25 protein-coding genes are annotated in these 24,223 nt (G+C 32.5%); 10 read left to right on the forward strand and 15 right to left on the reverse strand.

Annotated features, from left to right (window positions below):
- Positions 1-26: 26 nt before the first annotated feature.
- From U0R10_RS02075 to U0R10_RS02100, 6 genes are all read left to right on the forward strand, one after another.
- Positions 27-1,034, forward strand: a complete 1,008-nt coding sequence (locus U0R10_RS02075; protein ID WP_377982024.1) for a gamma-glutamylcyclotransferase family protein — start codon at positions 27-29, stop codon at positions 1,032-1,034.
- Between the two features lies 1 nt (position 1,035).
- Entirely contained in the window at positions 1,036-1,386 is a 351-nt protein-coding gene (locus U0R10_RS02080; RefSeq protein WP_377982026.1) for a hypothetical protein, read from the forward strand.
- Between the two features lie 38 nt (positions 1,387-1,424).
- On the forward strand, positions 1,425-2,063 hold the full coding sequence (locus U0R10_RS02085; protein WP_377982027.1) for a hypothetical protein: 639 nt from the start codon (positions 1,425-1,427) through the stop codon (positions 2,061-2,063).
- Positions 2,064-2,187: 124 nt separating this feature from the next.
- Complete coding sequence (locus U0R10_RS02090) at positions 2,188-2,457, forward strand: hypothetical protein (protein ID WP_377982029.1); 270 nt, start codon at positions 2,188-2,190, stop codon at positions 2,455-2,457.
- 138 nt (positions 2,458-2,595) lie between these two features.
- A complete protein-coding gene (locus tag U0R10_RS02095) occupies positions 2,596-2,931 on the forward strand; it encodes a hypothetical protein (RefSeq protein WP_377982030.1) in 336 nt (111 codons plus the stop codon).
- Positions 2,932-3,002: 71 nt separating this feature from the next.
- Positions 3,003-3,272: a hypothetical protein gene (locus U0R10_RS02100; RefSeq protein ID WP_377982031.1), complete on the forward strand. Its 270-nt coding sequence runs from the start codon at positions 3,003-3,005 to the stop codon at positions 3,270-3,272.
- Between the two features lie 4 nt (positions 3,273-3,276).
- Here the strand turns inward: U0R10_RS02100 and U0R10_RS02105 are convergent, their stop codons facing one another.
- Positions 3,277-4,473: an FtsW/RodA/SpoVE family cell cycle protein gene (locus U0R10_RS02105; RefSeq protein WP_377982032.1), complete on the reverse strand. Its 1,197-nt coding sequence runs from the start codon at positions 4,471-4,473 to the stop codon at positions 3,277-3,279.
- A gap of 125 nt (positions 4,474-4,598) precedes the next feature.
- On the opposite strand from U0R10_RS02105, the gene U0R10_RS02110 reads away from it, so the two are divergent.
- From U0R10_RS02110 to U0R10_RS02120, 3 genes are all read left to right on the forward strand, one after another.
- The gene (locus tag U0R10_RS02110; protein ID WP_377982034.1) at positions 4,599-5,429 is read left to right on the forward strand and encodes a helix-turn-helix transcriptional regulator; all 831 of its coding nucleotides are present in this window, start codon (positions 4,599-4,601) and stop codon (positions 5,427-5,429) included.
- Positions 5,430-5,645: 216 nt separating this feature from the next.
- Complete coding sequence (locus U0R10_RS02115; RefSeq protein WP_377982035.1) at positions 5,646-6,128, forward strand: hypothetical protein; 483 nt, start codon at positions 5,646-5,648, stop codon at positions 6,126-6,128.
- A 3-nt stretch (positions 6,129-6,131) separates the two neighbouring features.
- Positions 6,132-6,443, forward strand: coding sequence for a hypothetical protein (locus U0R10_RS02120; RefSeq protein ID WP_377982036.1), 312 nt, complete (start codon positions 6,132-6,134; stop codon positions 6,441-6,443).
- 234 nt (positions 6,444-6,677) lie between these two features.
- Here the strand turns inward: U0R10_RS02120 and U0R10_RS02125 are convergent, their stop codons facing one another.
- The 7 genes from U0R10_RS02125 to U0R10_RS02155 form a co-directional block, all read right to left on the reverse strand.
- Positions 6,678-7,127: a hypothetical protein gene (locus tag U0R10_RS02125; protein ID WP_377982037.1), complete on the reverse strand. Its 450-nt coding sequence runs from the start codon at positions 7,125-7,127 to the stop codon at positions 6,678-6,680.
- A 63-nt stretch (positions 7,128-7,190) separates the two neighbouring features.
- A complete protein-coding gene (locus tag U0R10_RS02130; RefSeq protein WP_377982038.1) occupies positions 7,191-7,970 on the reverse strand; it encodes an 8-oxoguanine DNA glycosylase OGG fold protein in 780 nt (259 codons plus the stop codon).
- A gap of 3 nt (positions 7,971-7,973) precedes the next feature.
- The gene (locus U0R10_RS02135; RefSeq protein ID WP_377982039.1) at positions 7,974-8,669 is read right to left on the reverse strand and encodes a hypothetical protein; all 696 of its coding nucleotides are present in this window, start codon (positions 8,667-8,669) and stop codon (positions 7,974-7,976) included.
- Between the two features lie 96 nt (positions 8,670-8,765).
- Positions 8,766-10,271, reverse strand: coding sequence for an ATP-binding protein (locus U0R10_RS02140; RefSeq protein WP_377982040.1), 1,506 nt, complete (start codon positions 10,269-10,271; stop codon positions 8,766-8,768).
- Positions 10,272-10,411: 140 nt separating this feature from the next.
- Positions 10,412-11,203, reverse strand: coding sequence for a GIY-YIG nuclease family protein (locus U0R10_RS02145; protein WP_377982041.1), 792 nt, complete (start codon positions 11,201-11,203; stop codon positions 10,412-10,414).
- Positions 11,204-11,223: 20 nt separating this feature from the next.
- Positions 11,224-11,499 carry a hypothetical protein gene (locus U0R10_RS02150; RefSeq protein WP_377982042.1) on the reverse strand — a complete coding sequence of 92 codons (276 nt, stop codon included), beginning with the start codon at positions 11,497-11,499 and terminating at the stop codon, positions 11,224-11,226.
- Between the two features lie 147 nt (positions 11,500-11,646).
- Positions 11,647-13,737, reverse strand: coding sequence for a DUF4116 domain-containing protein (locus tag U0R10_RS02155; protein ID WP_377982043.1), 2,091 nt, complete (start codon positions 13,735-13,737; stop codon positions 11,647-11,649).
- A 525-nt stretch (positions 13,738-14,262) separates the two neighbouring features.
- Between U0R10_RS02155 and U0R10_RS02160 the strand changes: the two genes are divergently transcribed.
- Positions 14,263-15,537: a hypothetical protein gene (locus U0R10_RS02160; protein WP_377982045.1), complete on the forward strand. Its 1,275-nt coding sequence runs from the start codon at positions 14,263-14,265 to the stop codon at positions 15,535-15,537.
- Between the two features lie 110 nt (positions 15,538-15,647).
- Here the strand turns inward: U0R10_RS02160 and U0R10_RS02165 are convergent, their stop codons facing one another.
- The 7 genes from U0R10_RS02165 to U0R10_RS02195 all read right to left on the reverse strand — a co-directional run bounded on the left by U0R10_RS02165 (position 15,648) and on the right by U0R10_RS02195 (position 24,172).
- Positions 15,648-20,411, reverse strand: a complete 4,764-nt coding sequence (locus U0R10_RS02165; RefSeq protein WP_377982046.1) for a P-loop domain-containing protein — start codon at positions 20,409-20,411, stop codon at positions 15,648-15,650.
- A gap of 211 nt (positions 20,412-20,622) precedes the next feature.
- On the reverse strand, positions 20,623-21,324 hold the full coding sequence (locus U0R10_RS02170) for a hypothetical protein (protein ID WP_377982047.1): 702 nt from the start codon (positions 21,322-21,324) through the stop codon (positions 20,623-20,625).
- A 169-nt stretch (positions 21,325-21,493) separates the two neighbouring features.
- Positions 21,494-22,900 (reverse strand): hypothetical protein, encoded by a 1,407-nt coding sequence (locus U0R10_RS02175; RefSeq protein ID WP_377982049.1) that lies wholly within the window; start codon positions 22,898-22,900, stop codon positions 21,494-21,496.
- A gap of 42 nt (positions 22,901-22,942) precedes the next feature.
- Entirely contained in the window at positions 22,943-23,113 is a 171-nt protein-coding gene (locus tag U0R10_RS02180) for a hypothetical protein (RefSeq protein ID WP_377982051.1), read from the reverse strand.
- Between the two features lie 36 nt (positions 23,114-23,149).
- Positions 23,150-23,578, reverse strand: coding sequence for a hypothetical protein (locus U0R10_RS02185; protein ID WP_377982053.1), 429 nt, complete (start codon positions 23,576-23,578; stop codon positions 23,150-23,152).
- 33 nt (positions 23,579-23,611) lie between these two features.
- The gene (locus tag U0R10_RS02190; RefSeq protein ID WP_377982055.1) at positions 23,612-23,884 is read right to left on the reverse strand and encodes a hypothetical protein; all 273 of its coding nucleotides are present in this window, start codon (positions 23,882-23,884) and stop codon (positions 23,612-23,614) included.
- A 21-nt stretch (positions 23,885-23,905) separates the two neighbouring features.
- Positions 23,906-24,172, reverse strand: coding sequence for a hypothetical protein (locus U0R10_RS02195; protein ID WP_377982056.1), 267 nt, complete (start codon positions 24,170-24,172; stop codon positions 23,906-23,908).
- Positions 24,173-24,223: the final 51 nt, after the last annotated feature.

The following is a 24,223-nucleotide window of genomic DNA, read 5'->3' on the forward strand; positions in this document are numbered from 1 at the left end:
TTTGGTTTTTATACAAAAAAATAACTATGAATAAGTCAACTTTTAAATTAAACAGTAAAACAACTTTAGGGGAATTGGAAGCCTTTTTGCATACTAAAGATAAGGTTGAATTGGCCAATTTTGTTTTCGATAGATTATCAGAAAGGTATATTCTGCCATTAATTCATGTAGAATCTCAATATAAAAATGGATTTAATATTTTAGCTAATTGTAGCTTGCTAATTGAGTCTTATGAAAATTTTCGTCTTGGACGCACTGATAGTATTAGATCACAAAAAGTATTTGAGTCTTTTTTTGAACGTGAGGCAACTTTTGAAAGTCTAAAAAAATACGCAGTCGAATTTTACAAACATGTTCGTTGTGGGATCCTTCATCAAGGTGAGACAACAGGTAATTGGCGAATCACCAGAAAAAATGATGCCCAACTTTATAATGATTTTACAATCAATGCTAATAAGTTTTTAGAATCAATTATCGTGGTTTTGGAAAATTATAAGTCCGCTTTACTTAATGCTGAATGGGAAGATGTTATTTGGGTCAATTGTATAAAGAAGATAAGGCAAATACTTTTAAATTGTTCATCATACTATTTTGCTTATGGATCTAATATGAACCAAGTTAGATTGGAAAATCGAGTTGGTGCAACCAATGTTTCTATTTTAGGAAGAGCAATATTGAAGAATCATGAGCTAAAATTTAATAAATTAAAACTTGACAAATCCGCAGCGGCTAATGTTATGCAGAAAAGATATTCTGTAGTTGAAGGAATTTTATATGAATTTGATGCAAGTAATTCTGAAATTCTTGAAAAATTAGATAAATGTGAAGGAGTTGAAGGAAAACACTACTTTAGAAAATTGACAAGTCTTGATTTCAATGGAATTGAGGTTCTTGCATATGTGTATTTTGCCTTTGAAGATAAAATTGCAGATGGCATTTTTCCTAAAAAAGATTATTTAGATCATTTATTAAAAGCAAAAGATTATTTGAGTGCTAGCTATTATAAGAATTTATTAAATCAAAAAACAATTTAAAATGGATTATCAGGGATTAAAATCTAAAGACATATTTGAACTGGAAACAAAAATTTCTAAAGGACAATTTCCAAATGAATTTCAGCATTTTGGCGGAGCCAATCTAATTATCACAGATGAGCCTGATAGGCCATTTTATAGTGGGGATATTGTTGTTTATTCGATACATGCATCAGCATTAAGTTGGTTAGTAGAAGAACTTGCGGCAATTAAAAGTACTCAACTTAATTACTCAGTTAAATATGAATTTTATCCTCGTATAGGAGAATTGTTAATTGAAGATTTAAAGAATAGTGATGATATAATTGAAATCATGTTGACTGTAGCTTCCAAGGTAAATAGTGAGTGGTAATTCCATTTGAATAATAATATAATTTAAAATCATTTAATATGAATTTGCTTCAAGGATTTCCTGAGCTTCATAATTTTTTCTTAAAAAATCAATTTGATTCGGAGCAATTAGAGTTCCTTAAACTTACTATCGAGGCTAATTATCCTGATAAAGAGATAAGAAAAAAGGCATTTTCATTGCTGAATTTAGAATTATTGAAATTTAAAATTTTAGAAGAGCACCCTGAGCAGCGTGTGGTTGTTCCACTACAACAAAAGAAGTTCCAACTCGAAAAAATCAGAAATCCATATCCTAAATCAGAAAAGAAGAAAAAGGTATCAAAGCCACTTATTCAAATTACATATGAAACAACTTTCCCCACTAACATTGAAAATTTGTGTATAAAATTGAATTTGACACGTTTAGAATTGATGACAATTTGCTCAAAAAAAGAAATAAGTATAAAGGGTAAAGCAAAATTAAGTGATGAAGAATACAAAAAGCTGTTCCCCCTCTTTCAAAAAAGATTGGGTGAAATTAAAGCGCAAGAACGTAAAGAAGTTGAGCAAAAAGAAGCGAAAAGAAAAGTGGGCTTGCTCAATAAACATAAAAAGCATATGAGTACCTACAGCGGTGATGTTTATGATGAAATAGCGAAACATGGTCTAGGTAAATTAATTTATATTAGGTCAAAGTAGTCTGTTTTTCAAGAGAAATAAATCTCTGAAATAATTAAATTTAAAATCCTTGGACCATTTTTAAAATTAAGTGGTATTTAAACCGAATCCTTCTTTAAATACAAGTTATAATTATAGAAATTGGATGGAAAAATTAATATTTAAATACGAATGTCCATTTTGTAAGGATAAATCAATATACACACCTCAGGAGTTATCAATTCATTTTATTCAAATGCATAATGATATAAGCCCTGATAAAATGACTGATTGGTTTATTAGTAAATCAAAATCAAAAGAATCAAAAAAAAATAACAAATTAAATCAATTGAAGGGCTATGACAAAAAGTTGAAAAATAAGAAAAATAAAAAATGGGTTAAAATAATTTATACGCCCATGGGTAATAAAAGATAGTTAAGGTTCAATTCAATTTTTTCATTTGACTTTTAAATTAATTGTTTCGATGATTTTGTTCAATATTTTTTTGTTCACGTGTGTATAATAAGTAATAAAATCAAATTTTGTACCTGCACCAATAAATCATACAATGAGTTGCCTCACTATTGGTTACTTTATCGTGTTGGGAAAAAATATCCATTTCCAGTGGTGGGGGAGGCGATGATTCCATTTGATTATGTACTTACGGATTATACTTCCAATAAACAAATACTCGAAACTCGCCTTCAAGAAACAGATGTATTTGACGTGGACCTGCAAATTCGAGAAAGAGATAAATTGGAAATAGTCATGCATAATTTGTCAGATTATCATGCAAGAACAATCTATACTTTTCGTTTCGAGCATGGTCGCTGGGTAAGTGTTTCATACGATTCATTTGAGCGATTACATCATCCAATTGAAGATCTGCATTTTGGCAAAATCTGCTAAATTAGTTGACAATTCAGGTCAGAATCATCACAATGACTCCATGTGACAAAGATCCTCACAATCTTTGTCCTATGATTCAATTACCTAGTTTAACGCACATTGGTGGTGATTTTAATGTGTATGGCAATTTGTCCATTAATGAAGGAAGTGTTCCCAATCTAGAAGTGATTAAAGGCGATTTTATACTAGCTCATTCAGGGTTCCGGAATTTACCTTCCAGATTAAACTTTATTGGTGGTCGTGTAATTATCTCGCCAAGTGATGATCCCGGATTGATTAAACAAATTCGAGAGGCGGATGCTGCAGGGAAGATTCTGGGTGGGGTGCATTTTTGTGATTGATTATTTAAGCATGCAATTCCTTGTCTTTACTGATCGACATAATCAAACCCATACTAATCGCCGTAAATATCAAGGACGTTCCTCCCGCTGAAATCATGGGCATCGGTTGGCCTGTCACCGGAATCGCACCCACCGACACAAACATATTGATAAACGCCTGTACCACCAGGGAGAACGCGAGCCCGGCGGAGAGTAAACCACCGAGGGGTTTGGCACTGTACTGAATGACACGGATGCCCCGCATGAGTAACCACAAATACACAAAGGGGAGAAATAGGCCCATGATGATTCCATATTCTTCAATCACGGTCGCATAGATAAAGTCTGAGTCGGCTTGAGAGAGCAAGTACCTAAACTGTGATTTTCCGGGGCCGAGGGGTTGCAGGGCGCCTGTGGCGATGGCCATTTGGCTTTGATGCAATTGGTAGTTTTCGCCCTCATCTTTATCGGACGATTCTTCCTTGCCTTTTTCATTTCCTACGGTACGTTTGATGTAGGATTTAATCCGGCTCTGCACCGTTTCGGCTCTTTGGCCTATACCTAGTACCACCACGCCTATACCCAGTCCCACCATGACACTGACCACAATCCAAATGGATCGCCAGGGCACGCGTCCAAACAGCATCAATACGAAGCTGGTGCCGCCAATGAGGATGCTGGTAGAGAAATTGGAAAGCATGATAAGGAAACACGTAGTTCCTACTTGGAATAAAATAGTCGCCAAAGTCCATTTGCTGTAGGCATCTGGGCTAGCTTGTTTGGTGGCGAATAGTTTAGACAGACTAATGATCAAGGCAAGTTTCGCCATGTCGGACGGCATGAAACTGATAGGTCCGATGTCGATCCACCGGCTCGCACCGCCTTTGGATGGTTCAAACACATACGCAAAACCAATCAGCAACCACGAGGCAAAAAGTACTAGATTGTTGAAACGTGTCAGTCGGACATAATCTTGACGCGATATGTACGACATGATGAGTAAGGAGGCAATCAATATAATGCCGTTCTTGACTAAATAGGAGAGGGGTTCCATCGCTCCGCCTAGGTGGTACTTGCTCTTGGCTGAAAACTGCACCAAAAACCCAATGGCATTTAAGATGAGCACGATACACCACAGCTGGTAATCACCGGCCATGAGTGAGCGGATATAGGCTGTTTTTGATGGGGCAACTGCTTCGCTGGGGGATGTTTTCGACTTCATGATTCGAAATAGATAAATAGTTTTGTCAAATAAGGTCACCGCTAGATAATTTGTTTTGTCATATAGAGTCATGCGTTCCTTGTGAATCAAAAATATACCTAGCTTTAGCTCATTAACAGGTAATTATGTTTAATCAACACCGCATTCTTCGCGTTTTCAAGCTGATTACACTCTTGAAAACGTACCCAGCCAAAACGATTCGTCGGCTTTCCCAATCTCTCGAAGTCTCCGAGCGTTCTACCTACCGGTATTTGGATTTATTGGCTGAACTCGGTTTTGAAGTGACGAAGGATATGCACAATAAATTCTCGTTGGGCGGCGACCAAATCGTGGATCCTTTTACGAAGGAAGAAGCCCAGCTCATTCATGAAGTACTCTCTGTTTCTGTTAAAAATAACCCATTGGTTGCTTCCATCAAGGCTAAATTGCCTTCGATGGAGGTGTCCAATATCCTTTCTAACAACATTGTATCGGGGCATTTGGCCAAATTAGTCGCACAGATTAATGAGTCCATCGCTTCTCAGCATCAATTACGGCTGCTGAAATACCAGTCGGCCAGCTCCGAATCCATTACCGACCGCCTCGTGGAACCCATTGGTTTTACCTCGAATTATCAGTATTTGTGTGCGTTTGAGGTGGAGTCGAAGCAGAATAAGTATTTCAAGATTGAGCGGATGGGGTCGATAGAGGTGTTGGCAGATTCCTTTCAATTTACGTCGATGCATAAGTTGTTGAATCCCGATGTGTTTGGTTTCAATGAAGGGGAGGAGTCGTTCCCGATTCAATTGCGTTTATCGATGCGTGCGCAGCTTTGGCTGCGGGATGATTATCCGGATACGGTTAAGTACTTAACGGAGCAGGCGGATGGGAGCTGGCGTTTAGATGTGACCGTTCATTCGATGGATCCGGTGCATCGGATTATTCGCAGTATGCCGGGCGAGGTAACTTTAGTATAAAACGTATGATGCAATTTAATCCCAAAACCAAAGAGCTCTTTGATGAGGAAGGTCGTTTAATTAAACGACTGGAATGCCAGTTAAACAAACAATGGGATGAATTTGGTTTCCTGATAGGAACTAAAAATCGTTTGTGTACTAGTTGTGATTCTGAGATCATGGAGACGGTTTTTGAAACCTCGGAGAGTCTTCGTTCACATTTAAAAAGTCATCCTAATGCTTGTATCCACATTCATGTGGGGCAAAAAAATATTAGACTCACACACCATGTTGGATAAACCTTTTCGAAACATCGCTACCGTTCGAGATCTTGATCAAGCGAATTCCCTCATTAGTTGTGGGGTGAAATTGTTGTTTAAACACGTCGATCGAAACGCTAAGTTTCATACCTATGCGCTATTGCAGGATAAGCGGGGGCATACGATTGAGGTTTATCAACGAAGCTTTATCCACAGTTATCTTCAAGAAGGGTACGAGATGATTATTCCCTGGTCTCCCATGGATGTGGATAGAAATCGGTCGGGCTGGGGTGCTTATGTCGTACCGGCAGCTATTGAAGTGGGCGAACTCGTTTACATCCCTGATTTACTCGAAAACTTAAGTGGTCAACAAACCAAACGTAGAGAAGGTGGTCTTGCCATTTGGAATGGGGAAGAGTTTGAGATACTTCCGGAAGTAGAACAACACTATGTAGGTTAAATTATGATCCACCTCGAATTCATTAATCTAATCATTCCCAAATCCATTTTGGATGCCAAATATTCGGGTGGCTTAGCGCAATATCGCCTAGACATGCCTGCGAACTCACTCACGGAGGACGAACATTTAATTCGTTTCGGGGCGATGAATTGGAATGTCATTGAAAACGTGACGGAACTGATTATCACTAAGGGCCTTGCTTTTTCGGATGGGCGCAGTGATGACTTTACCGTTATTGAACCCCTGCGTGGATTGACTTGGCAAGTGGGCTGGTTGGCCTGCGAAAAAAACACGTGTACTTTCACTAATCTCTGAAAACGCGAAATAAGGCTACATTCGCGAAACGTAACTATGATTTAAATCTATCAATGCAAGGTAGCGGTACATTCATTTTGCCAATCACGCTTCTTTCAACACCTTTTTCTTAATCTGGAATCATCATGTTATTGATGAATCATATCCTTTTTTCTCGGAGATGTGCTTCTTGACAAATTAGTGGGCAATTTGGAAATCTGATTTTGATAGGCACGCAGCTTTATTTTTTTAGCCTTAATTTTCAAATTGATCATGAATAGTGTAACGAAATTTGACCAAAATTGAATTTGAATAGCCATACGCTGAACTATCTTTCTCTAAAATTAGATCTCCAATGACGTAATAGCGGAGCTTTTTTACATTTAACGTTAACAATTCCATTACGACTTGCCGAACAAATTGTTGCAAATCAAAGGTGTTATAATTAAGCCCACGTCTCTTCTGAAAATTAGAGATTTCTTTATCGTATGGAAGAGAATATCTGTTAGTTTTTACCACAGCAAAAATCCCCAGTTTATCTAATACATCATTTAGGTAGGCTTCAATATCCATCTCATGTTTTTGAACTGTTTGTAAATAAGTATTTGAGTCAATCAAAACATCTGATCTGCCACTACCAGCTCTTATAAAGCCTATATAAAGCTCGATTGAATCTTTCTCAGGTAAAAATCTATGAAATGTCATTTATGACTTTTTGTTTAACAGTACGATGTTATTAAATAAGACTGCCAGAAAGTGGCATTCATTTTATAAGTCAGAGATTTTTTTTCTATTTCTTTTTGACTTCAAATTAGCCAGATAACGTTCTGCAATTAGATTAGCCTGTTCAAAATCTTTTGATTTATTATCAATTTGAGGATTGAATGATTTAGTTGCTGTTTTTCCTGTTCCCCAATAATATCCTGAGAATGCAAATAAAGCCATTTCAACTTCTGAGGATTTCATACCTTTTGAATGAGCAAAAGATTCAAAACCAGTTAAGAACGCACTATAATTAACTTTGCTTGAATTTTTTTCTGAGTAGACTAGTTTGGATATAACATCGTCCAAAATTGGTGTTCCATTAGTTCTATCACCTTTACCTGTCCAAAAACAAATATGTTTAGGAATGAATGAATATGAAAGTCCTTTAATAATTGGCTTTCCTCCGTTAATTAAATAGGAATAAGCGTCTGCTGGCTTATTTTTTATTATCAACTCCACGAAATGTAAGTATTTGTCCTCATAAGAGTTAAGCTCCCAGCTATCATAAATAAGTGGCGAATATTGTCTTGCTGAAGAACCTCCCCATGTTTGAATTAGCGCACAAATATCTTTTAGGTTGGTGTTATTTTTCTTTTTTAAATAATCATCTATTTCTGATTCAATTACACTTGAAATATTTGCAGTTGTTATTTCTGTACTTATACATCCCTTATTTTGCATTAATGTTATTTTACGTTTGATAGAAGACACTATATTCCAATCATACTTAGACAACCAATATTTGTAATCAATTTCTGGAAAAAAAGCAGTTGAGTTATTCATTTGTTAATTATTTGAGTTTAAATTTCTTCTATAAAGCCGAGTATATCTTTCTTTGAATTCAAAAAAATCAACACTTTTTGAATCTAGTTCATACATAATTCGTGGATGCTCATGAACGCCAAAAACACCAAATGGTTCTGATATTCTGTTATATCCCTCCCAAGCGGGCATATGTTCTCCTACCAATAGATAACTAGGCATTTTGTCATTTACACGAGCGATTGCCTCTAAATAAGAGCCTTTGCAAAAAGTGGTCCAAAGTCCTCCCAAACCATGATCTTGAGTAATGACTAAATCAATGTTGATATTATTTTCAACTAATACCCGGTAAGTTTCGATTGCTTCTGTACCAAAATAATATAGCTCAAAAACTTTACCTAAAAACTCGATTCGAAAAAGCGAAATGAATGAGTTTTCTTTCCGACCAGAAAAGGTTTGGCCATCTGATTCTTGACACCAATAATCCTCCCAATCTGTTTGATTAAAATATGATGGATGGAGCGAAGCAATATATTTGATGTTATGTCCACTCAATTGTTCTCTCATTTGACTGAGAATCGATTCTGGTCTAATATCTCGATTTAAATAATCGCTATAATAAAATGTCTCAATACTAGAGTTTTCAATAAAGTACTTAACAGTAGAAAAGTCTACGCCGGAACCTGGGTAATAGAGTGATTTGATTTTAATATTTGTCATTCAATAATTTTAAAAGTATCGAATAAGTTAATTTAAGATAAATTATCTTTTCCTTGAGTAAATAATTATTTAAAGGTAAATAGTACAAAATTGAACTTAAAAGCCGATTTTATTACCTACAAAAATATTGTCCTCCTCCTCAATTAAATCAAATAGTAATTGATCTTGTACAGAATTATCTATGGTTGATAAGAGGCTCATTTTTTTGAGTACATTATCTATTTGAGCACCCGTAAGTTCATATTGAGATATTGTATCTAGCATTTTTGAGTTATTATTCCAAGCGCCATCTAAACCCAACCAAATTTTCTTTCGTGTTTCAAAATCTGGCTTTTCAAAAACTGTATGAAATAAAAAACGTCGCTTAAAAGCTTCTTCAAAATTATCTGTACTGTTGCAGGTGGCAATAAGGATACCTGTGAAATTCTCCATCTCATTCAATAATTGTGATTGGATGGCGTTCAAGTACATATCCGATGATTTCTCCACTTGAATCTTCTTTCCAAATAGTTGATCACATTCATTAAAAAGTAAAACAATAGGTTTTTCACTTTTCTCCCACAGCTTCCGATACTGGGTAAATAATTTATGAACATTTTGTTCTGTCTCTCCAATGAATTTAGTTTGAACTTCACTAACCTCAACATACATCAATGTTAAACCTAAATCTCTACAGAGCTTCTTTGCAAAAGCAGTTTTACCAGTCCCAGGATAACCAGATATCATCATACTTATAGAATTCACTGATAACTTATCCTTAGTGGTATTATTTAGAATTAAATCGATTCTATCTTTAAACTTTTGATTTTGGGCGTTATAGTAAAGTGGAATATTTGAAAGCTCTTCAGGCTGGTAGAGGACAAAACCTTCTTGAAATTTATCGTTTGTAACCTTGATTTTACTTGGATCCTGGTCTATTTCCCATTCAGGAAACAATATAGATAAACTCTTATTAGTCAATTTGACACTAACTTCATCAGAAAATCGATCAGGTTTTGCAATCCATAGCTTTTCATTTATTAACAGTGAAGAACCATTTGAAACGTAATGAAAGAACTCTAAAAAAGATACTTTGGACATGTATCTAGCTAGAAGGTTAAGCTCAAATGTCTTAGTATTAAAGGAAATAAAATTGCCTAGTGAATGTAGATAGGCAAATAACTCAACCACTGATAGATTATATTCCTTTAGTATTTTACAACATGGCTCTTCGTAAAATTTATTTAAGAAAAAATCAACAACTGCTGAAGGCATGGCTTTTAAAACACCCACTTCTTTTGCCATACGATCCAAAATTGGCATGAATGAAAAGAATTCTATCAGGGATGAGTCAGAAAGTTTATCCGGCTTCAATTTAACTAAAACTTCTTTTTGTCTCGAATCATCATCTAGGTAGAAAGATATCTTGTTATTCAGATGAAGACTCAGTAGAAACACTAAAGTCTCAGATGGGTTGATAGGAAGTGAGCCTGCGAATCTGGTAATGAAATCTTTAAAATTTAGCCCAACATTATCCCCTTCAACAAGGACATCTTGGTCTAATTTTATTAATTCCTCTAAAAAAATAAGGGTATTAGATTCTTGTAAATGATCTTTGGACATATCTTCTTTGTTTTAATATCACAAAGGAAAGATATGTGACTGCCCAAAAGTGGCAATTTGAAAAATGATAATTGAATATATATTTTTCTATCGAATGATATGAAACAGTCGTCTTTTATTTTTTTATTTATAAAAGGTATTTAAGAAAGAATAACTAATTGGTTTTTTGAAATAATGCCAAAACTGATTTTTTGCCCTAATTCATAATGCTTTTTATAATAATTAACGAGATCAGATTTAAAAAATAACCTTGTTGTTTTATTAGCATTAGCATTTCGATCGATTTTAGATTTTAAGATTTCACCATTTTTTAAATGTAAGGTTACAATTTGATCATGCTCACCAAAATATTCATCAGCTTTTATACCGGGGTTAACAAATCCTTTATTAAAATAGGTTTCACCCAATATTATCTCAAATATAAATTCATAGTTCGAACTCGAATCAATTTCAACATTAGCAATATTTGAATTTTCCAATTCGGCTGTTGAAGATAAAATTTTATTTTTACCATGTATATTCCACTCAGGCGAAAATTTATTAACCAAAGAATCCTCAAGAGCCGCTGGAAGGTTCAAGTTATAACCAGACCATTGTAGGCATTCAATATCTTTAAAAACATATATTGAAATTTTATTTCCTTTGTTCAACAAATCTATAATCCTATCATTTACCCGAATATTTGTTTGCTGTCCAGAACCAGGTTTTAGATACCCACTAAATCGTTGCTTTAAACTTTTTGTTGTTTTTCCTAAATACATTAATTTATCTCCTACTTCCATCTCGTGAACAAAAGCATATAAAATATTCGGGAAATTAATTATTAAAGACGATGAATTATCGATGGAATAACCAAGCTCATTATTATCGTTTAAACTCCAATTACCAACCTTAATAAATTGGATTTCCAATAAATCCTGTGATGTTGCCATAACTTTCCTTCTGTTTAAAATTAAAATAATGAAGAAATTCCAACCATAAACATTTGCGGAGTCTCAAGATATTCTTCAAATAAATATGTTTTACTTATTGGACTTTTTATGTAACAAAGATATCCGCCCCAATTTTCATCAACTTCTCTTTTTAGATATACAACTGTTTCACTTAATTTGTTGTGTTTATCAACTAGCTTTATTTGGAACTCTTCTTCTACAATTTCTATTTCATTTATCTTAAACCAATCATGTTCTGAACCAATTAGTTCGTTTAAAAAATTAAGCTCTAACATTTTTTTTATATTTTTTAACTTTAAAATGAATAATTTACATAAAACAATTTTAAAAAAAATAATTCTTCAATACAAAAAATAATTATCTATGGGCACTTTTCCAATACAACCAAAAGATAACCATCGCCCAAAGTTCTGCTTCATGTTTTATTCCGCTAATGTTAAAATTAATAAATCTAAATCTTCTTGTAACTTTTTAGATGCCAACATTAATATTTCTTTTGTAGGTCTATTCTGTAGGGCTGCCAAAACAATTTCTTTATCTGATTTCAGTACTTCTGAGGCAAATGCAAGAAGTGAACCTTCTTGTTTAACCGCCTGAATCATCAATTCTTTATTTGATAGAATTTGTTCCGAACAATATTTGAAAATGTATTCGAGATTTGGCATGAACCTATAATCATCTGGATTTTCTCTTATTAAAATTGGGCTAGTTCTACCTCGAATATGATATTTAGTGTTAATAATTACATTAGATATGAATTCTACATTTGATTTAATATTATTTGATGCATATTCAAAGTATTTTGAATCATTTTCAATTGCTTTTAATATAATTTGTTGATTATCTTTTAGTCGATCGGAAGCAAATTTTAGTTGTGAACCATTATTTGTAACTGCATTTATTACTACATCAATGTCATCTTTTAAATTATTTGAAACATAATCTAAAGGTGCTGCTCCATTTTTAATTATTTTTAAAACTAATTCCTTTTTATCATTAAAAACACTTAATCGATGATCTAAAAAGAATAGATTTGAACCTCTTGAATTTGCAAAGGCTTCTTCAATTAATTCAGAATCTTCAAGTAATCTATCAGAAATATACTGAACATTTGAACCGTCTGATTTAACAGCAAATAAACAGAACTCTTTATCATCTTTTAAAGTTGGACTTGCATTACTAATAGAACAATATCTTTGATTCGAATTTTTTTGAAAGGGGTCTGGTAGGTTCAATAATGCAACAGTAAGATTATCTTTCGTAGATAATTCTTTACTTAAAATTTTAGTTCCAGCCCCATTATTTATGGCAGCATAAATCAAAGTTTCATTTTTCTGTAATTCCTCACTTGCAAAATATATAGCAATCCCATTTTCTTTAACAGCTTCTAAAGCAATTTCATAATCATTTTTTACATTCACACCACCATATTCTAAAAACAAGCCATTTATAGCAGCGGCACGTTTAAAAAATTCTAGGTCATTTTTTATTTTTTGATCAATAACTTGAAAAGTTTTTTGAAAATAATTTCTATTTTGATTTTTAATGAACTCCAGTGTTAAAAGAATTACATCTATGTTACTAGAATTTTTAGAAACTATTGTTTGTGGGATTGTGGAAAATGTACCATCGTAATTATTAATCAAATTATTTAATAAAAATGTAATAAAAGTGGTATGAGTTATGTATGCATTAATAAACTTATCATCTTTAATTAAATTAGGATTTAGGTTTAATAATTCGATGCCAAAATCGATATTATCTTTATATTCATCTATAATAAATTCAAAAACTCCTTTAGCACCTTGCGGACCAGTTCCATTTTTTATTGCTTCTTTAATTAAATCTTTATCACTTCTAAGATATTGTATATTATTAAATATTTGATACGCACCATTCTTATCGGTCGCAGCACTTTTAACAGCTGCCATTGCGATTGATTTATTTTTTTGCACCCTAACTGTTGCATAAAATAACGCATTACCATCTGTTTTAACTGCTTCTGACACAATTTCTTCATCATCTTTAAAAGAATCATTTGCATAATGCATTGCTTCACCATTACTTTGTACCGCCCTTATAAAAAAACTTCTATCATTTTTTAATACATCGGGAATATCATTGAAACGATTTACATCCTTTTTTAGACTTTCAAGAACATGAAATTGGCTTGATTCTTGACTCAAATCAAGTTTTTCAAATAAATACTTTAGAGAACCAAGGTTTTGAATAACGAGTTTTAAAACATCTTGGTCATTGATTAATGTATCAGGTATACATTCATTCAAAGTTCCCCATTCATCATTTTTCAATGCCTTTAGCAAGGTTTCTTTATTATCTTTTATTTCTATCGAAGCATATTTATATGCTTTACCTGTTAATTGAATCGCATATTCAATAAATTCTTTTTGATTAAGAATTTCATTAGGTATACTTTCGAAAAATATATCTAAATCTGAATGCAATTTTTTTTGCAATGCAATTAAATATTTTTTATACTCTTTATTTACCATATTAAATAAGATTTAAATTTAAAAAAGTCTTCTATATTCATTTAGTCATTTTATGTGCGGAGGGAACTACTCAAACTATCTTAATAAAATCGAATTAAGATAATTAGGATTTAAAATCTCGATAATTAAATTATCCCCCTGTCTATGATTCTGCTTAACCCATATTGTATAAAATGTTCCCTTCATATTTCTTGGAGATTCCCCCGGCTGTGCAGTTCAATTAATTCTGCCTTCTATTGGCACTTCATTCCATGAGCCAAGATAAATATAAATTATACTATCATGAGAACCAAAGTATTCTTGATACCTCTTCTTAATGTAAATAAAGCCCTGATTATAAAAGGCCACTCCTAGAGATACATTGAATATCATTAATTTATTATTTGTATTTAAAAAAATCTAAAATACCAGATTAATTGGATTAAAATTATGTTTGTTGAGTAATTTACATATATTTTCAAATTGGTTTTAGCTCAAAAAGTAGAAGTACTTTGGTAGCTAATACTAATTTATTAAATTGAACTAATGGAAAACTATACAAAAATTAAAATCAAAAACCACATACTGAAAATTGTAGGTGTTTTCCCTATCAATTCAGAATTCGAGCAAAAAGCAATCTTTTCAGGGTATGAAATACATCAATTTGCTCCAACTTCATTACCTTTTTATAAGGACTATTTTTACAAGGGTTTCCGGAACTTATATACTCTAAATGGCGAAAACAATAAGGTAAGACGCCTAACAAAAAAAACTGAGCAGGGACTCACACTATTAGCAGAAAATAAGGAAATAAAAATCAGTATTAACCAAGTTGATTTATTTCTCTTTCCAGACTCATTTGGGATGTTTACTCTAGACTTAAAGGTTGAATTTAATGAACAATCTTCCCAGCTAGCCCAATTTTCAGATGCATGTTTTGTTGTTCGAGAATTTGAAAGAGGGTTAATTCAGGGAACTGATTTAAATTGGAATGCTTTCATAGTGAAAGAATATTTATTAGATCAAATAAATAGAGCAAAGGAAGTTGAATTGGATGAATATTCAGGAACAAAGTTTAAATTATATATTACCTGTGAGTTTGAAGAAGATCTAGATTTAGAAACTCAAAACGCCCTGTTGTATGATATAGGATGTATAGCCCAACCGGGAACTGCGATATCCAAAGACGCAAATGCACCAAGCGAAGAATACAAAAAACAATTGGCAGAAAATTATCAGTTTTCAGCATTTCGAAATTGGAGAGGAATTGCCTTGTTAGATTCCTTTGTTATCGTTGGGAATAATATCTTAACCTCAGAATTTCAATTTATAACCTTTAAGGAAAACTATTTCTTAATTTATCTTCATAACCTATATGTTAAATATAACCTATTTAAGATGAATACGGGAATTTCCGATTTCAAAACTGATCTTCGGCCAGATTTGAGAGATTTTTTAAATGTGTATAACCTCTCCTTTATATCCTATAATTTTCTTCCTGCCATGATTAATACCAAACTTCGTGTAGCTTTAGACGTGGAGAATGAGGTGGTTGCTTTAACAAAACGAATTCAAGAGATAGGTGAGGTAGTAGAAGAAAGGTCTCAAGAAAAAACGAATATATTATTAGGCTTAGTTTCCTTTTTGGCATCCTTTTCGGCCATCGAACCATTTTTGGGATATGCCGTCACGGTGCAAGAATTTTTTAATTTACCGTCCTATGTGGCTTATATAATTTTAATAGGTGGGGGTTCAGCCATCATCAGTTTTATATTTTTTATGCCTGAAAAAATCAAAAATTATTTTAGCCAATGGATTTAACTTAACCTAAATTTGAATTTAGCATAGAAATATAATTTTATTGCCTTAGTATCACCTCGGTTTTCAAACCTTCTATTAATAAATGAAAATACATGATATGGTATGGTATGCTAAATATTTTCTATATTATTTTTAAAATCTTCTTCTGATATTTTACCTTTAAGAACTTGTCTCGCCCATAATTCAATTTGATCTCTCTCATCTTCATCTACTATTTCATGAATCCAATCTTCAAGATTGTGGGAAAAGCGACCATCTTCGACCTCCTTGGGGAATTTTTTTACAATATCAATGGCCCATTGTAGATTAAGTGTTTTATTCAAGCGTTTAACCTGTTCTTTTGTTGGCCTACCAAACATTAGCTGATTAAGCGCATACGCCTGCAACAAATTTTCTACACTTTGGGAATCATTCATTAATACCGAAACAGCTTCTTTAAAACAACTATTATCTGTTTCAAATGGAGATAAACTTTCCGACCAGCCTTTCAGATAAAACAATCGCGCTTCTTCATTTTGCAGTTTATCAACAAGTTTTAAAGAATTTTGCCAATCGCTATGTTTTTTTATTGATTCAGCCATTTCTTTCCAGCAACTTTGCCGCATTGCGATTTGCGAAATTTCCGAACCAATTTCTAATGCTAAATGCCAGTTGCCTCTTTTTGCCAATTCAATAGATATATCCTTAATTAAATTACTTTTATTAATTTCGCTTCCAATAGCGCGTGAATTTTCAAGTGATTCTTGAATAATTTTGTATGCTTCATTTTGATCACCTGATTTATTTAATTCTATTGATATAGAAATAAGACCTCGAGTTTTTCGCCAATCGTCACTAATTTGGCGGACAAATTCAAGCGCAGTTTCTGTCTTACCTTGTTTAACTAGCTCTTCAGATATTTCAACAAAGGCTTGACTCATTCGCCGAACAGAATTTAAACTATTTGTAAATTCAAGTGCCTTATCCATAATTAAGGTTGATTCGTCAAATTCCCCTAAATTATTTAATTCGGTTGAAATATCTTTCAAGGCTTGAATCTTTTGTAATTCATCAACAATTTCATAAGCAAATTCAATTGCCTCGTTAATAACTACTACCGCCTCATCTACTTTTCCTATTTTAGTCAATTCAGACGATATCTTTGTAAGAGCGTCACTCTTTTGTTTGTTATCATTGATATCTCGAGTACATGCCAGTGATTCATCAACCTTTCCCTGTTTTGCATATCCGCATGAGATGTCCTTTAACGCAATATTCCTTAACCAATCATCATTTATACTTTGAGCGCATTTAAGTGCTTCATTCATAACTGATGTCGCTTCTTCGTGCATTCCTTGCTTAAAAAGTTCAGTCGATATCTCTTTGTAAGCACAACTCTTTTGTTTTTGGTTAATAAGATATAATACACACTCAAAAGATTCCTCTAGTTTTCCCAGTTTAGAAAATTCTATTGAAATTTCTAAACTTACATTTTGCTTATAATTAACATTAAATCGACTATTATATTCAAGTGCTTTCCGCATTACTGAAGCAGCTTTTTTAATGTGACCATGCTTAGCCAGTTCATTAAATATGGACTTGAAAGCAATACTCTTTTGCTCTTCATTTATGATTTCATAAGCAAATTCAATTGCCTCGTTAATAACTACTACCGCCTCATCTACTTTTCCTATTTTAGTCAATTCAGACGATATTTTTGTAAGAGTGTCACTCTTTTGCTCGTTATCATTGATATCTCGAGTACATGCAAGTGATTCATCAACCTTTCCTTGTTTTGCATATCCGCATGAGATGTCCTTTAACGCAATATTCCTTAACCAATCATCATTTATACTTTGAGCGCATTTAAGTGCTTCATTCATAACTGATGTCGCTTCTTCGTGCATTCCTTGCTTAAAAAGTTCAGTCGATATTTCATTCTGAACGTTACATCTTTGTTCAATATCACTAATATTCTTTTGACATTCAATCGCTTTTTTAATAACTGATTTGGCTTTTTCTTGCTCCCCTTCTTTGTATATATATGTGGCAATATCTATTAGAGCTCTAGATTTTTGGTATTCATCACTAATTCCAAAGGAACATTCAAGTGCCTCATTAACCTTTCCCTGTTGTGCTAAACAATTAGATATGTAATTTAATGCAATACTCTTTTCCCAATCATCTTTAATACTCTCAGTACATTTAAATGCTTTTTCCATCAAAGAAGTTGCTTCTTCATGATTTCCTTGAATTAGCACCTCTTTTGCAATGTTACCTAGAATATTAATTTTATGAAATTCTTCTGTTATACAATTTAAACATTCGAGCGCTTTATTAATTATCCCTTGTTTCGAAAGTGCATTTGCAATACCCATCAAGTTGTTATTTTTGTTTCGAGGGTTGTTAATCCCATTTGCACTTTCAAGTAAAACATTATATTGATTTTGATCATAAGGTCCTTTCTCTGAAATCCAATCCGATTCCAAATTTTTGGTCCATTTATACACTAATTTAAAATCCAAATTTAAAACCAACCATTCACAAGACATTAAAAATACGATATAGCTCGGAAAGAAGTTATACCAATCGATCAGAGACGTATCCCGAGGTACTTGTTCATCCAAATGATTTAGTAATTTCTGTATCCCAGATTTTTTGAAAGGTTTGTCTTTACTTCCAAGCAGCGTTAACTCCATTAGACAAAGCATATACAGGGTAAACTTGCGCTTCATTCCTTCCTGGTCATTACCTCCAAAACGTTCAATGCGCTTTAGGGCTAAATCGATATCTCCATTCGCAACCATTTCTATAATTTGAGGTGCGTCATTGGCTTCTTCATAATGAAGATCAACTAAACATAATGCTGCTTCTAAGGTGTTATCGAATTTGTCGAGCTCAGAAGCCTTAAGAAGCCCCAATTGATAAAGTTGGGCGGAAGAATCAAAATTTTTCAGAATGTTTTTTTGTTCCGTAACATATGCTTGATCATAAATTAATTCCAATAAAAGTTCATGATGATCAGCCTTTTTACTTTCAGATAAATGTGCGGCAAAATGTTCTAATGCATAGCGCTGTTCCCAACTACCACTTAAATCCTTCCAATTGATACAGAAATTGATGATTCGACCTGTCGCATCACTTACTTGTTTATGATTTTCGCGTACTAAATATTCCCTAAAACTTTCGTGAAACAATTGAAAATCCAATACGTCCTCTGTTAATGGGTTTTCAATAAGTACCTCTTTTAGGGTACTCCCAATGCGTTGAATGGATGACTGGCCTAATTGGTTAATTAGTCCAAGGTGAGCAAACGTCAAATAATCTTTGGCCGCTGCAAACGTGAATAAACCTGTAAGTAAAGCATCGCCGTCAATAGTATCTTGGGCATATCGAAGCAAAATTGCATTATAATATTCATCTATTTCTTTTGGTAAGGCATTAATATCATTTAGGCTGATACTGCCGTTTTCTATAGCATCACAGAGTAATTTCAAATAAAGGGGATTTCCTTGGGATCTAATTTGAACGGCATCAACCCAAGGGCTTTCTCGATTTAAGTCATACTTATTGGCCACTTCATAAATGAGTGCACGAATATCTTCAACACCCAAACCAGAAAGTTCTAGTTTTGTGTGATTCAATACAGGTAATTGTCCCCATAAATCATCAATACTCTTATGCCCACCAGGTCGAGATCCATAAATAAATAGGATGTTTTCAAAATTTTCACGGGGAAGATATGTTACTAAATTACTTTCAACACCTTCATCCAATCCGTCAATCAAAAAAAGTAATTGTTGGCCATTATTCTGTTCTTCCCATAACCGCCATTTTGAAAACAATTGATTTTGTAAATCAAATACCATTTTTCCTTCCGAACAAATATCTCTTCCGTCTTCAAAAACCTCATCGGTTCGACGAATCAAGTAATTGAAAAGATACTCCACCTGTGCTTGCTGGGTTCCACGGCGAATGAAATATTCAATTACTTTTATATTTTTCAATCCACTATGCGCCCGCAAATCTTTTAAGATTTGTGCAATTAGCGCAGATTTTCCAATCCCTGGATTACCTTGAATAGAGAAATAACCTTTGGATTTTTGGACAACAAATTGTAAAATTTTATCACGCTCTAATGTTCTACCCTTAAACGTTTCGGTAAGTTCTTCGATCCGTTGGTAAAAATCATTATTCCCAGACTTTTTCCATTCATGAAGCGGCAGGTGTTTATGAAATTCTGTAAATAGCTCTTTTTCCTTATAATGTTTACTAAGGGTATAATTTAGTAAACCTATTTTATCATTTTTCAAATCATTGAAAAAGGCATATGATGCATCTGAATCTTCTTTTCGGTAAAGTAAAATAGGATGAAGGCAAAGAGATTCTTGGCTAGTTGTAATCCATACTTTCTCTTCCCGAACAACTAAGGAGGATTCCCGAAGCCATTCAAATTGCATTAATTGCTTTAAAAATGGATCAAACTTTTGTATATCGGTTAGGCATTGGGCATCAGTAGGAGTTGCACCATGTGCATAGCCATTTCGAAAGGCAATTACATTTGTTTTTTCATTTTGTAAGGCTTTTTCTAGCTTGTTAAATTCTTTCGAAAAGTAATTTGAAATCAAACTATTATTGTCATTTGATAACTCTTCAAATAGTACCCGACTAAATAATTGCCACGTTCCAAGGGATGGTGTTCGTAAGCCTTGAGAAAGCAATCCTTTAGCTTTATCGCTTAGTTTATTATGTTTAACATAACCAGCTAAAATAACCACGGTATGCGTTTTGATAATGCTTTCAAACAAATCAATCATTCGATGTACCTTTCGGAAGGGTTGTTCTTCAGTTAGGTAAAGCTGATGAAGGATAGAAAGATGTGGTAGATGGTTCATTATTTTTATAATATTTTAGCTAACAAATATTTTCTAAAATATCACCAATTTATAAATATTTATCTTCGTATTTATTAAGGAATTCCAGATCCTAAACACAAAATTTCACAGGGGTTTCCAAGTCCAACCAAGATCTAGCCCCTCATTATGGAATATGCCCCATGATTTTAGTTTTGCAAATATTTTAAGATTTACCTAGTTTCAAATAAATCTATTTACAAATCGCTTTATGTAAAAAATATAAGTTGGGATTCTCTTCAGGATATTTACAGTTAACTATATCTGAATAAAAATTATCAGTCAGTTTAAAATGAGTTAAGTCTTTTTGACTCTCAAAAGTCCAGCCCCAGGTAGAAATTTCAGCTTGATATGAAATTTCAAGCGTGATATTATAAGGTTCAGCTTCTAGATTTTCTTTCCTTTCAATGCTACATATTTTATCAATATCAACTTTTTGACCTAAATCAAGTTTTTGGCCCCAATATTCCAATTTCTCCCATAAATCATCCGCTAAATGTTCAGAATAAATCACCTTTGAATATCCGTTATGATCTTGAAAAAAGAACGGATTATGATCATTTATGGCTTTAATTGATAATTTATATTCCGACATCAATGCATCTTGCCAATAATTAATATCCTCTGAATCTATCTCCTCCTTAAGCTTTAACCATATTACTGGCATAGGACCTTTGATCATTCCGTCATTTCCAATTTCGAGTTTATCCAGTCCGTTATCAATGATTTTGTATTTATCTACGGGAAGCAGTTGATTATCATTGTGAAATGAAAACACCACATATTTTTTAATTACTTCTAAAGGGTCTTTTGATGAAAATAGTAATTTAATTTTCTCCAAATCTGGAAAACCTCCTTCCCCTTTTCGTAAATCAAAACTTATATAATAATACATTTTTAGAATACATAGACTTAAAACACTAATAAAAAATCATATAAATTATCTTTAAATTTCAACTATCAGTATACTTACTAAATCATAGGTACTAAAACGTATTATTCTAATATTTAATTTTAAGGGAATAAAATAGTTTCATAATTTATTTACATATAAGGTAATTTATTTATAAACAAAGTGGATTGTTATAACTTTCAAATTCGATACCAATAAAGGGTGCTAAGGTATCCAAACTGATCCTAAACTGGCTATCCATCTTTTCTAAACCTACACTTGGAAGTTTAAATGGGAAATGGTGTAATTTATTTTTTAAGTCATCGTAATAATATAATTCTATTTTTTTTCCTGGTAGTGGGTCTATCATTACATATCCGCCCCAATTCCTAAGAAAAGCAAATGGTTTTTTACCTTTTTTTAAAATTCCATTTTTCGTAGAAATCAAATAGTATTCATTTGTTTTTTTAGCAACGATTAACAAACTGTCTTCTACATATGAATAATCTACAATTTCTTCATAATCTAAATTAACATCAAATACTTCTCCATTGAAACTCATCCATGAAAGTTTCCCATTTTGAAAAACAAATTTTTCTATACCAAATGGGTATTCATTGAATTGGTTCTTAACGCTATTGAAATAGTAATATTTGTCATCATCAGTTAAAACTGAAAAGGATTCTCCAAATTTGTTCAATCCAATTTGGTATCTTCCATTTTTTGCTGGCTTTAACTCTTTTATATTTGATTTAGCGATTTTAAAACTTAAATCTTCTAAATTGATATCTAATAAATTATCATCTTCTATAATTACTTTTCTATAATTGTTTGAGTAACAAATAATAATTTTTTCAAATGAAAATCCAGAAATTGGCCCTATCAATTTGTTACTAATCCATAAATATTCACCGTTATCATTTGAAACTTTAATAGGTCCATCCGATAAGTATTCCCCAAAATTTCCTTTAAACACTAATTCACCCTCACGATTAAATATTTGATCGACAGATGATATACTAATTTTTATTACTTGTCCAGTTTTAATATCAGTTATTTGATCAGGAATTATATCACTTGAAAGACAATATAATTGGTTTTTTAAATTCTTGTCGGTGATAATTATTAATTGTTCGTAACTAAAAATCAAAAACTGATCATTTAAATTAAATGACTTTAATGATTTCAGATCAACTAATAAATTATTTTTTGAGTAGAGCTTTTGTTCGTATAAAAGAAATTTGTCAAACCTCTGAATATTATATATGTCTTCTCCTTTATTTATCTCGAATGTGCTATAATTATTTAATTCGAAGTCAATGAATTTGAATTTATTGTCTTCTGAATACCTAACATATTTATCATAAATATTCAAATGGTTTTCTCCTAGCAGAATTTCCACCCCATCGCTTGGATTGATTATTTTATTTTGTCCATCCGAGGTTTTTAAGAGATAAAAATAATCAGTCAACTTTCTTATCCATAAACATATTTCCGAATGAGGTACATCATTAATGAATAATTGGAACAATCCTTCTGGAGTTATTTTGATATTGTAATTTGTGACAATGATATTCATTGATTTATAAATTAATGTTAAAAGTTAGTTTTAAGTCTTTATTTACCCTTTCCAAGTCTTTACAATTTGCCCATTATGAACCTCTACGTTTGTCATTTTACCACAACCGTGAGAACTTGAATGTTGATATCCACGGGAACCACGACCAGTCGTTCCCATAGTTAATTGAATTTGAAACATACCACCACAGTGAGCACATGTAATTGTTGCCATGATTATCGATTTTTTTAATGACTTAATTGAAATAGATTATTCTAATTTTTCATTTTTCAACAATTGCCTTAAAAATGAGACTCTATTTTGAAAAAATTGAGAGTACATTTCTCCACTAAACACATCACTTTTATCATTATTGCAAAAATAGCAGCACAAAACGCTATTTTCTCTTGAATAGCTTCCATTCGGGTTAATCCGGTCCACTTCCAACCATACTGCACGACTCTTCCCTTGTCCAATAATTCCTTTTTTGGGAAATCTATTTGACGTTAATATTTCTTTAATGGATAGCTCTTGGGATTCTACTTCTTTTAAGCCACAATAATGACAAATTAGCTCCTTGCTATTATACCATTTAAAAAAATCATCGAAAGATTCAAATCCATTCAAGCCTTCTCTTTTTCTCCGATTATATGATTCCTTTAATTGATTAATAGATTTTGGTTTATATTGAAATGACATCTTTAAGTACTATTAGTTACTAGTTTGTTAAATTTATGAATTTAATATTTCTAATATTTCTTCGTCTAAGCCAATAGGAATTTCTTCACCATCGCTCACAAAATCTTGACACCAATCCTCCATAAGTTCTAACATTTTGGATTTCCCATTGGACTTAAAATAAATAACTGATGCTCGAAAATTTTCCAAATCAGACACATTAATTTTAATTTGAAATTCATTATCACCATTTTCACAGGAATAATTAAATTTAGCAAATTCGTTAACAGCAGAAATTGAATCTGTATATACAGTATAATAAACCATTTTAATTTGGGATTAAATTAATTAAAAGGAATCTAATTGCACTTTGATTATTCCATAGGCTTCATCTACCGTTTGACTAGAATCTGACTTAACGTATAATATCTGATCTCCATCATCATCTGATGCCCATTCAACTACAAGTGAATCGCCCTCGTCTCTAATTGTTACAGTGACATCTGAAGAATCTGATGAAAGATTTAAACAATCTTCACCAACATCAAACGCATCTTCAGTAAAATCCATGTCCCAAGGAGAAAAATCTAATTCTGAAAAATCTTTTGCTTTCATAATTTTATAAATTTTTATTAACAACCAAATGAAAATATAATTTTGCCTGTA

It is taken from the genome of Aquirufa avitistagni, from assembly GCF_042715545.1.
GTDB lineage: Bacteria > Bacteroidota > Bacteroidia > Cytophagales > Spirosomataceae > Aquirufa > Aquirufa avitistagni.